Source organism: Pseudomonas sp. NPDC090592, assembly GCF_044769185.1.
Taxonomy (GTDB): domain Bacteria; phylum Pseudomonadota; class Gammaproteobacteria; order Pseudomonadales; family Pseudomonadaceae; genus Aquipseudomonas.
On the sequence record NZ_JBIVXJ010000057.1, the window covers coordinates 1 to 12,436 of the forward strand.

Below are 12,436 nucleotides of genomic sequence, written 5' to 3' on the forward strand. Positions count from 1 at the left end.
TAGCAAGGGTGGCATTCGCCCTGATGAAGAATCAGGACGAATACACCACCAAAGGCGTCAAACCGGCTTGCTGAAAACCATAGAATCTCCCACAGGTACACCACAGGTTCTGAAAACTGTGCAGGACTCGGTGGGAGCGGGTTTACCCGCGAACACCGGCGCAGCCGGTGCCATGCACCACGCAGGCCCGAATTGTCCCCACTTCCCATGTCAGACCGCCCGGTCACGATCCATTAGCGTGTCCACCATCCCTATTTCCAGGCAAAGCAGGATGCTTACCGATGCACTTCAGCGAACTGATGGCTGCTCTTTCCACCCGTGCAATCCGACTCCAGCGTGAAGACCAGGACCTGATCGTCCTCGGTGACGAAGAAACCCTGGACGACCCTTTGTGGGAGGCGCTGTCACGGCACAAGCCGGCCTTGCTGGAGATGCTTGCCCAACAGGATGACGACTGGCTCAGCCCGGCCTTTCGCATCACCCCCGACATGCTGCCGCTGGTAGCGCTGGACCAGGCCGCCATCGATCGCATCGTCGACAGCGTGCCGGGCGGTGCGGCCAATGTGCAGGACATCTACCCGCTGGCGCCGTTGCAGCAGGGCATGCTCTACCACCACCTGTCCGCCACCGACGGCGACCCTTACCTGTCGCAGGTGCAGCTGCGCTTTGCCAGCAAGGCCCACCTGGAGGCTTTTGCCCAGGCACTGCAATGGGTCATCCAGCGCCACGATATCCTGCGTACCGCGCTGCACTGGGAATACCTGGATGCCCCGGTACAAGTGGTCTGGCGTGAAGCGGCACTGGTGCGCGAGGCCCTGCCGCTGGCCGGCAGCAGCGCACTGGCCAGCCTGTGCCAGCGCTTAGACCCGCGCCACTGCCGCCTCGACCTGCGTCAGGCCCCACTGATGCAACTGATGCACGCCCAGGGCGAGGGCGATGAGTGGGTTGCGCTGTTGATGTTCCACCACGTGATCATGGACCACACCGCGCTGGACATCGTGCGCCGCGAGATCCAGGCACACCTTGCCGGCACAGCGGCGCAGCTGCCGGCACCCATGCCGTTTCGCAACGTGCTGGCGGCAGCCCGCCAGGCCCTCGACGAACAGGCCCACGAGCGTTTCTTCGCCGAGATGCTGGCCGATATCGATGAGCCCACGCTTGCCTTCGGCCAGCAGGGCAAGGTCGAGCAACCCGTGCAGCAGGCACGCCTGACCCTGGCGCCGGCGCTTAGCCAGCGCTTGCGCAACCAGGCCCGGCAACTCGGGGTTAGCCCGGCCAGCGTGCTGCACCTGGGCTTCGCCCGGCTGATCGGCCAGCTCTCGGCGCGCCAGGCCGTGGTGTTCGGGAGCGTGCTGCTGGGGCGCATGACCACCGGTGACGGCGGTGAGCAGGCGCTGGGCATGTTCATCAACACCTTGCCATTGCGCATCGACCTGGGTCAGCACAGTGTGCGCGACGGGCTGCTGGCTACCCATCGCCGGCTCAGCGCCTTGCTCGGCCACGAGCAGGCATCGCTGGCCCTGGCCCAGCGTTGCAGCGGCGTGGCAGCGCCGGCGCCGCTGTTCAACAGCATGCTCAACTACCGCCACAGTGACGCTGGGGATGCCGCCGACATTATCCCGGTGGCCCCCGGTATCGATATCGTCGGCGCCGAAGAGCGTACCGATTACCCGCTCACCGTCAGCGTCGATGACCTGGGTGACGACCTGCGCCTGACCGTGCAAAGCCTGCCCGAATGGCATGCGCCGCGCTTGTGCGCGCAATTCGAACAGGTGCTGGACAGCCTGGTGGATGCCCTGGAGCAGGCGCCCACCACGCCATTGCAGGCGCTGGCCGTGCTGCCAGCGGTCGAGCGCGAGCAGGTGCTGCAGCAGTTCAACGACAACACCCGGCATTTCCCGCAAGGCCACACCGTGCATGCGCTGGTCGAGGCCCAGGCCGCCCGCGCACCTGACGTGCTGGCGGTGCAGCAGGGCGCCCAGGCGCTGAGCTATGGCGAGCTGAACCGCCAGGCCAATCAGCTGGCCCACCAATTGCGCGCGCGGGGCGTGCAGTTGGGCGACCGGGTTGCCCTGTGCCTGCCGCGTAACACCCGGCGGCTGGTCGGCCTGCTGGGTGTGCTCAAGGCCGGTGCCGCCTATGTACCGGTTGACCCAGGCTACCCGGCCGAACGCATTGCCTACCTGCTCAATGACTGCGCGCCGGCGCTGCTGCTGGCGGAAACTGCCATCGACAGCGTGCCAGCCGGCATCCCGCGACTGGACCTGGACCAGGCCGCTGCCTACGCCACGGACGACAGCAACCCGCAGGTACCCGGGCTGGATGCGCAACAACTGGCCTACCTGGTGTACACCTCCGGGTCTACCGGGCAGCCCAAGGGGGTAATGGTCGAACACCACACCTTGGCCAACCTGGTGCACTGGCATTGCCAGGCCTTTGCCGTGGACAGTGCCACGCATGCCTCCAGTGTCGCCGGTTTCGGTTTCGACGCCATGGCCTGGGAGGTGTGGCCAAGCCTGAGCGCCGGTGCCACCTTGCACCTGCCGCCGGCGCACATTGGTAATGAACACGTCGACGAGCTGCTCGACTGGTGGCTGCAGCAGCCGCTGACGGTGAGCTTCCTGCCCACCCCGGTGGCCGAGCAGGCGCTGCGCCGTGAACATCAGCACCCGACCTTGCGCACCTTGCTGGTCGGTGGTGACCGCCTGCGCCAGTTCGACCGCGACCCAGGCTTCGCCCTGATCAACAACTACGGGCCGACCGAAACCACGGTAGTGGCCACCTCGGGGCCGATCAGCCCCGGCGGTGCCTTGCATATCGGCCGGCCGATTACCAATACCCGGGTCTACGTGCTGGACGAAGGCCTGCAACCCGTTCCGGTCGGGGTGACCGGCGAGCTTTACATCGGCGGGGCGCAGGTGGCGCGGGGCTATTTCAACCGCCCGGTGCTGACCGAGGAGCGCTTCCTGCCGGATCCGTTCAGCACCCAGGCCAATGCCCGCATGTACCGCAGCGGTGACCTGGTGCGCTGGAACAGCGACGGTACCCTCGACTACCTTGGGCGCAACGATGACCAGGTGAAGATCCGTGGCGTGCGGGTGGAGCTGGGTGAAATCGAAGCCGCCCTCACGGCGCAGCCGGGCATCGACGCTGCCGTGGTGCTGGTGCGCGGCGAACGCTTGCTGGCCTGGTACACCGAGACCACGCCGCTCGCCCCACAGGCTCTGCGTGAGGCGCTGCAGGCCAGCCTGCCTGCACACATGCTGCCGCAGGCATTCACCCGCCTGGACGAACTGCCGCTGACCAGCCACGGCAAGCTCGACCGCCGCGCGCTACCCGATCCGGCCACCGGCGATCTGTTCGGCCAACACTACGAGGCACCGCAGGGCGCTACCGAAACCGCCATGGCGCAGGTGTGGGCCGATGTGCTGGGTGTCGAGCGGGTGGGGCGGCATGACAACTTCTTCGAACTTGGCGGCCATTCACTGCTGGCGGTGACCCTGGTCGAGCGCCTGCGCAAGGCAGGGCTGGTGATCGACGTACGGGTGCTGTTTGCCCAGCCGACCCTGTTGGCGTTGGCCGCCGTGGTGGGGGCGGGCCAGGAAGTCGAAGTGCCGGCCAACCGCGTGCCGCTGGGTGCCGAGCACATCACCCCGGGCATGCTCAGCCTGGTGCAACTGGACCAGGCGGCCATCGACCAGGTTGTCGCCAGCGTGCCGGGCGGCGCCGCCAACGTGCAGGAAATCTACCCGCTGGCACCGCTGCAACAAGGGGTGCTGTACCACCACCTGAGCGCCGAACAGGGCGACCCCTACCTGCTGCAGACCCGCCTGGCCTTCGACAGCGTCGAGCGCTTGCTGGCCTGGGCCGGGGCCTTGCAACAGGTAATCGACCGCCACGATATCCTGCGCACGGCCGTGCACTGGCAGGGCCTGGCGCAGCCGCTGCAAGTGGTGTGGCGCCAGGCAACACTGTGTGTCTGCGAAGTCGACGACTTGCCCGAGCAGGCCGGTGAGGCACGTATCGACCAACTGCACGCGCGCTTCGACGCCCGCCATCACCGCATCGACCTGGGTCAGGCGCCGCTGACCCGGTTGTATTACAGCCTCGACCCGGCCAACCAACAGGTGGTAGCGGTGTTGCTGTTCCATCACCTTACCCTCGACCATACCGCCATGGACGTGGTCGCCCGCGAGATGCGCGCGCTGCTGTTCGGCCAGGGGCACACCCTGGCGCCTGCCGTGCCGTACCGCAACTATGTGGCCCAGGCCTGCCTGGGCGACCAGGGTGGGCATGAAGCGTTCTTCCGCGACATGCTGGCTGACGTCGATGAGCCAACCTTGCCGCTGGGCCATGCCGATGTGCAAGGTGATGGCCGTGATATCCAGAGTGCAACGCAAGCGCTGGACGACCGCCTGGCCCAGCGCTTGCGCGGCCGGGCCCGACAACTGGGCGTGAGTGTCGCCAGCCTGATGCACCTGGCCTGGGCACGGGTGCTCGGGGTGCTGGCCAACCGCAACGACGTGGTATTCGGCACTGTCCTGATGGGCCGCCTGCAAGGGGGCGAGGGTGCCGACCGTGCCTTGGGCATGTTCATCAATACCTTGCCGCTGCGGGTCGACACCACTGCGCACGTGCACGCCGCCGTGCGCGCGGCACACCGCAGCCTGTCGGCGCTGCTGGCCCACGAACACGCGCCGCTGGCCCTGGCCCAGCGCTGCAGCGGCGTGCCTGCTGCGGCACCGCTGTTCAGCGCCTTGCTCAATTATCGGCACAGCGCCCACGATGCGCCACGCGAAGGCGAGGGCATCTGGGAAGGCGTTCGCCTGCTGGGCGGCGAAGAGCGCAGCAACTACCCACTGACCCTTAGCGTCAACGACCTGGGTAGCGGTTTTACCTTCAGCGTGCTGGCCGTGCCCGGCATTGGTGCCCCACGGGTGGCAGGCTGGATGGCCAACGCCGTCGCGCAACTGGTCCAGGCGCTGGAACAAAGCCCGGCCACGACGCTGGACAGCCTGCCGATCCTCGCTGAAGCGGAGCATCAGCAGCTGTTCGGCAGCTTCAACGCCACCGCGCAAGCCTACCCGCAGGGGCACACGGTGCACGCCTTGTTTGAAGCCCAGGCGGCCCGTACGCCGGATGTCAGCGCGGTCAGCCAGGGTGAGCAGGCGCTCAGCTATGGCGAGCTGAACCGGCGCGCCAACCAGCTGGCGCACCGCCTGATCGCCGATGGCGTGCAGCGTGGTGACCGCGTTGCGCTGTGCCTGGGCCGCCACTGTGAACGCATCATCGGCCTGCTGGCCGTGCTCAAGGCCGGTGCGGCCTATGTACCGGTAGACCCGGCGTACCCGGCCGAGCGCATTGCCTACCTGCTGGCCGACAGTGCCCCGCGGCTGGTCCTGGCAGACACGCACATCACCGGGCTGCCGGCCGCGGTCCCGCGGCTCGACCTCGACTCGCCAGCAGCCTTCCACAGCCGCACCGACAACCCACAGGTTGCCGGCCTGGATGCACACCAACTGGCCTATCTGGTGTACACCTCCGGCTCCACTGGCCAGCCCAAAGGGGTGATGGTCGAGCACCACACCCTGGCCAACCTGGTGCACTGGCATTGCCAGGCCTTTGCCCTGAAGGTCGGCGTACGTACCTCCAGCGTGGCCGGCTTCGGCTTCGACGCCATGGCCTGGGAGGTATGGCCGGCCTTGTGTGCCGGGGCCACGCTGCACCTGCCGCCCACGCACATCGGCAACGAGCATGTCGATGAACTGCTGGACTGGTGGCTGGCACAGCCTTTGGCGGTCAGCTTCCTGCCTACGCCGGTTGCCGAGCAGGCATTGCGCCGCCCGCCGCAGCACCCCACCTTGCACACCTTGCTGGTGGGTGGCGACCGCCTGCGCCAGTTCGACCGCGACCCGGGCTTTGCCTTGGTCAACAACTACGGCCCGACCGAAACCACGGTGGTGGCGACCTCGGGCGTATTGCACCCGGGTGCGGCGCTGCACATCGGCAAACCCATCGCCAACACCCGCGTGTACGTGCTGGACGAGCGCCGCCAGCCGGTGCCGGTGGGGGTTACCGGCGAGCTGTACATTGGCGGCGCGCAGGTTGCGCGTGGCTACTTCAACCGCCCTGAACTAACGCAAGAGCGTTTCCTGGCCGACCCGTTCAGCCGCCTGCCGGGTGCGCGCATGTACCGCAGTGGCGACCTGGTGCGCTGGAACACCGACGGCACGCTGGATTACCTGGGGCGCAACGACGACCAGGTGAAGGTCCGCGGTGTGCGCGTGGAACTGGGCGAGATCGAGGCAGCGCTGGCGGCCCAGGCCGGCATCGGCGATGCCGTGGTGCTGGTGCGCGGTGAGCGCCTGCTGGCCTGGTTCACCGCAACCGCACCCGTGGCGGTCGAGGGCCTGCGCCAAGCGCTGCAAGCCTGCCTGCCGGCGCATATGGTGCCGCAAGCGTTGATTCGCCTGGACGAACTGCCGCTTACCAGCCATGGCAAGCTCGACCGCCGCGCGCTGCCCGAGCCGGATACCACCGACCTGGTCGGGCACGGCTATGAAGCCCCTGTGGGCGAGACCGAAGTTGCCATGGCGGCAGCCTGGGCCGAGGTGCTGGGTGTCGACCGGGTAGGGCGCCACGATAACTTCTTCGAACTGGGCGGCCACTCGCTGCTGGCCGTCAGCCTGATCGAGCGCTTGCGCCAACAAGGCCTTGCAACGGATGTGCGCGTGCTGTTCAGCCAGCCGACGGTAGCCTCCCTGGCTGCTGCCATGGGGCAAGGCCGGCAGGTCACCGTGCCGGAAAACCGTATTCCGGCTGCCTGCACACGCATATCCGCTGACATGCTGCCATTGCTGGCACTGGATCAGGCGTCGGTCGACCGCATTGTCGCAAACGTACCTGGCGGCGCCGCCAATGTGCAGGACATCTACCCGTTGGCGCCGTTGCAGGAGGGGATTCTCTACCACCACCTGAGCGCGACCGGGGCAGACCCCTACCTGCTGCAATGGCCCATCGTCTTCGACAGCCTGGCACGCTTGCAAGCCTTTGCCGGCGCGCTGGACAAGGTCATTGCCCGCCACGATGTGCTGCGCACCGCCATCCTATGGGATGGCTTGGCGCAACCCGTCCAGGTGGTCCTGCGCACAGTCCCAGCGGTTGCCCACCCACCCTGTGGGAGCGAGCATGCTCGCGAAAAACACGACACCGATCTCGACCTGGGCAAGGCCCCGTTGATTCGCCTGCATTACAGCGAATCAAGCGGCCCCATCGAAGCCACCCTGCAGTTCCACCACATCGTCCTCGACCACACGGCCATGAAAGTGGTGCTGGCCGAAATCCGCGACCACCTGCACGGCCTGCAGCCCACACAGGCGCCGGTGCCATACCGCAACTATGTCGCCCAGGCCCGCCTGGCCATCAGCGATGCAGAGCACGAAGCGTTCTTCCGCGCGCAACTCGGCGACATCGACGAAGCGACCTTGCCCTACGGCCTCTGCGACCTGCAAGGCGAGGCCAGCCAGTTCGAGCTGGCCAGCGTGATGTTGCCGCACGCCCAGTACCAGTGCCTGCATCGTCAGGCCCGGCAATTGGGCGTAAGCACCGCAAGCCTGCTGCACCTGGCCTGGGCACGGCTGGTGGCGGCCACCAGCGGCAAGTCCAGCGTGGTGTTCGGCACCGTCCTGCTGGGGCGCCTGCAAGGTGGCGCCGGTGCCGACCGGGGCCTGGGCATGTTCATCAATACCCTGCCACTGCGCCTGGACCTGCAAGGGCTGGATGTGCGTGCAGCGGTGCGCCAGGCCCATCAACGGCTGGCGGCGCTGCTGGTGCATGAGCACGCCTCGCTGGCATTGGCCCAGCGTTGCAGCGGCGTGGCCTCGCCGGCACCGCTGTTCAGCGCCATGCTCAACTACCGCCATGGCGCCACGGCCAGTGAGCAGCAGGCGCGTGAGCAAGCCCTGGAGGGCATAGAGGTGTTGCCCCCGCGCGGGCACGGCAACTACCCGATCAGCGTCAACGTCGATGAGTTGGGCGACGCGCTGCGCATCAGCGCGCAGGTCACGGCGCAGGTGGGGGCCCAGCGCCTCTGCGAGCAATTGCAGCAGGTGCTGGTCGGCTTGCTGGACGCACTCGAACACCAGCCCGGTTTGCCGTTGCAGCAACTTTCGGTGCTGAGCCAGGCCGAGCGCCAACAGCTGCTGACGCAGCCTGCACCCCAGCCCCATGACCTTGCGCAGCCACTGCACCGCCTGTTCGAGGCGCAGGTGCGGCGTGCACCCGATGCCATCGCGCTGGTGGCCGAAGAGGGGCAACTGAGTTACCGCCAGCTCGACGAACAGGCCAACCGCCTGGCACACCACCTGATCGGCCTTGGTGCCGGCCCCGATGAAAGGGTGGCGATTTGCATCGAGCGTGGGCTGGACATGGTGATCGGCCTGCTGGCCATTCTCAAGGCCGGTGCTGCCTATGTACCGGTCGACCCCGGCTACCCGGCCGAGCGCATCCGCCACATGCTGACCGACAGCGCACCGCTGGCCGTGCTGGTGCATGGCGCCACCCGTCATGTGGCGGCAGCCGCCCAGCTGCCACGGGTGGACCTGGACCAGCCTTGCTGGCACCAACAACCGGTCAGTAACCCGCGTATTACCGGGCTTGGCGCCCGGCACCTGGCCTATGTGATCTACACCTCCGGCTCTACCGGCGTGCCCAAGGGCGTCATGGTCGAGCACCGCAACGTGGTCAACCTGGTGCACTGGAGCCGCCGCCTGTGCCCGACAGCGGGCGAGGGTGGCGTGCTGCACAAGACCCCGGTCAGTTTCGACGCTTCGGTCTGGGAGCTGTTCTGGCCGCTGTGCAGCGGTTTGCGCATGGTGCTGGCCCGCCCCGACGGCCAGCGCGAGCCGGCCTACCTGGCGCAGCTGATCCAGGTGCAGCAGGTGGCGGTGGTGCAGTTCGTGCCGGCCTTGCTGCAGCAGTTCATCGAGCAGCCCGAAAGCAGCCACTGCAGCAGCCTCACCGACATCGTCTGTGGCGGTGGCGAGCTCAGCAGCGCCCTGGCAGCCCAGGTGCGCAAGTGCTTGCCGCAGGTACGCCTGCATAATGTCTACGGCCCCACCGAGACCACGGTGGATTGCAGCGTATGGACACTGCAACCCGATAACGAACTGCCCCAGGGGGCCTTGCCAATCGGCCGGGCGATCGACAACACACGGCTGTACGTGCTCGACGATGACGACCAGCTTGTACCGTGGGGTGTGGCCGGGCAACTGCACATCGGTGGCGCAGGTGTGACCCGTGGCTACCTGGGCCTGCCGGAGCAGCAGGCCGAGCGTTTCATTGCCAGCCCTTTCGTCACGGGTGAGCGCCTGTACCGCAGTGGTGACCTGGTGCGCCTGAACCGGGATGGCAACCTGCTGTTCCTTGGCCGCACCGACCAGCAGATCAAACTGCGTGGCCTGCGTATCGAACCGGGTGAGATCGAAGCCAGCCTGAGCCGCGTAGCGGGGGTGCGCGAAGCCGTCGTGCTCGCGGTCGATGAGGCACGCCTGGTCGCCTACTACACAGGTACCGCGCAGCCTGCGGACAACCTGCGCCAGGCAGTGCAGGCACAACTGCCGGAATACATGGTGCCGGCCCTGTACATTCACCTGGAGCAGTTGCCGCTGACCCCTAACGGCAAGCTCGACCGCAAGGCGCTGCCAGCAGCGGATGCGGCCCTGCACGGGCGACCCTACGAAGCCCCTGCGGGCACCACCGAAACCTTGCTGGCCCGGCTGTGGAGCGAGCTGCTGGGGGTTGAACGGATCGGTCGGCACGACAACTTCTTCGAGCTCGGTGGCCATTCCCTGCTGGCCGTCAGCCTGACCGCACGCTTGCGCCTGGAGGGCCTGCAGGTCGACGTACGCACCCTGTTCGGCCAGCCGACCATCGCCGCCCTGGCCACCACATTGGGCGCCGACCAGCAGGTAGATGTACCGGAAAACCGCATTCCGCCAGGCTGCACGCAGATCACCCCGCAGCTGCTCAGCCTGATCGACCTGGACCAGCCTGCCATCGACCGCATCGTTGCCCAGGTACCCGGCGGCGCCGCCAACGTGCAGGACATCTACCCGCTGGCACCGCTGCAGGAAGGCATCCTCTATCACCACCTTAGCGCCGAGCACGACCCCTACGTGCTGTATTCCAGGCTGCGCTTCGCCAGCCGCGAACGCCTGCAAGCCTTCGCCAGCGCGCTGGACAAAGTCATCGCCCGCCACGACGTGCTGCGCACCGCCATCCTCTGGGAAGGCCTGCCACAACCCGTGCAGGTTGTCCTGCGCGCAGTCCCTGCGCTTGCCACGGCCCCCTGTGGGAGCGAACATGCTCGCGAAAAATCCAACACCGCTCTCGACCTGAGCCAGGCCCCGTTGATCCGCCTGCTCTACACCGACGCTGACGGCCCGATCGAAGCCACCCTGCAGTTCCACCACATCGTCCTCGACCACACCGCCCTGGAAGTGGTCGGCGAAGAGCTGGCCGCCCACCTGCAAGGCGCCCCGGTCCCAAGCCATGTACCAGTGCCATACCGCAACTACGTAGCCCAGGCCCGCCTGGGTATCAGCCAGGCCGAACACGAGGCATTCTTCCGCGCGCAGCTGGCCGATATCGACGAGCCGACCCTGCCGTTCGGCCTTGGTGACGTGCAAGGCGACGGCCGCGACATGCAGGAGGCCAAGTTGCCACTCTCGGCCGAGCTTGCCGCACGCCTGCGGCAACAGGCCCGGCAACTGGGCATCAGTGTTGCCAGCCTGTTCCACCTGGCCTGGGCGCGCTTGCTGGCGGCTGCCAGCGGCAGGCACAGCGTGGTGTTCGGCACCGTGCTGCTGGGCCGCCTGCAGGGCGGCGAGGGTGCCGAACGCGCGCTGGGCATGTTCATCAACACCTTGCCCCTACGCGTCGACCTGGCCGATATCGGCCTGCGCAGCGCCGCCCGGGCCGTGCACCAGCGGCTCAGCGCGCTGCTGGCCCATGAGCATGCCTCGCTGGCCCTGGCCCAGCGCTGCAGTGGCGTGGCCGCACCGTTGCCGCTGTTCAGCGCCATGCTCAACTACCGCCATGGTGCCGAGCCTGATGCCACCCAGCGCCAAGGCTGGGAAGGCATTGAGGTACTGGAAGGGCAGGAGCGTACCAACTACCCGTTGAGCTTGAACGTGGATGACCTGGGTGAGGGTTTCCGTCTGGTGGCCATGACTTCTGCCGCAGTTGGCGCGGCGCGCATTTGCGGGCAGATGGACCAGGTGTTGCAAGCCATGGCCGAGGCCCTGGAGCACGAACCGGACCTGCCGTTGCAGCGCCTGCCCGTGTTGCAAGCCGAGGAGCGCCAGCGCGTGCTGCTCGATTTAAACGACACCGCGGTTGACTACAACCTTGAGCAGACCCTGCACGGCATGATCGAAGCGCAGGTTGTGCGCACGCCGGATGCCGTAGCGGTGCGGGCTGAAGAGGGCGAGCTGACTTACCGGCAGCTCAACGAACAGGCCAACCGTTTGGCGCATCACCTGATCGGGTTGGGCGTTAAACCGGATGATCGGGTAGCGATCTGCGTCGAACGCGGGCTGTCGATGGTGGTTGGCTTGCTGGCCATCCTGAAGGCCGGTGGCGCTTATGTACCGGTCGACCCGGATTACCCGGCAGAGCGGGTACGGCACATGCTGAGCGACAGCGCGCCCGTGGCGGTGCTGGTGCATGCGGCTACCCGGCATGTGCCGGAAGCCGGCCTGCTGGTTGATCTGGACCGGCCGACCTGGGCCGACCTGCCTGGCAGCAATCCGCTTGTGGCGGGGTTGAGCCCGCAGCACCTGGCCTACGTGATCTACACCTCAGGGTCCACCGGCCTGCCGAAAGGCGTGATGAACGAGCATGCCGGGGTGGTCAACCGCTTGCTGTGGATGCAGGACGCTTATGGGCTGGATGCTGACGATGTGGTGCTGCAAAAGACCCCGTTCAGCTTTGATGTGTCGGTGTGGGAGTTCCTCTGGCCGTTGCAGACCGGCGCACGGCTGGTCATGGCACGCCCAGGCGGGCACCGTGACCCCGAGTACCTGCGCGAGGTGATTGCCCGCGAAAACATCACCACTCTGCATTTCGTGCCATCGATGCTGGATGTATTCCTCTCATCTGGGCCCACCGCGATTCCTGTGGGAGCGGGCGAGCCCGCGAAGAATCCAACACTGTGCATGGCACCGGCTTCGCCGGTGTTCGCGGGCGCGCCCGCTCCCACAGGGTCGGCGGACACCCCGGAAAATACACCGTTTGCGAAAATGGTCCGCGTGATCTGTTCGGGCGAAGCATTGCCGGGCAATCTGGTACGGCGCTTCCACGCCCAACTGCCAACCGTCGAACTGCACAACCTCTACGGCCCCACCGAAGCCGCCGTCGACGTCAGCGCCTGGCA

1 protein-coding gene is annotated in these 12,436 nt (G+C 67.0%); it reads left to right on the top strand.

Annotation, left to right across the window (positions count from 1 at the left end; all coding sequences use genetic code 11):
- Nucleotides 1–281 precede the first annotated feature (281 nt).
- Nucleotides 282–12,436, top strand: a 12,155-nt coding sequence (locus tag ACIQUI_RS28150) for an amino acid adenylation domain-containing protein (protein ID WP_403204297.1), incomplete at its 3' end; no start/stop codon positions are given.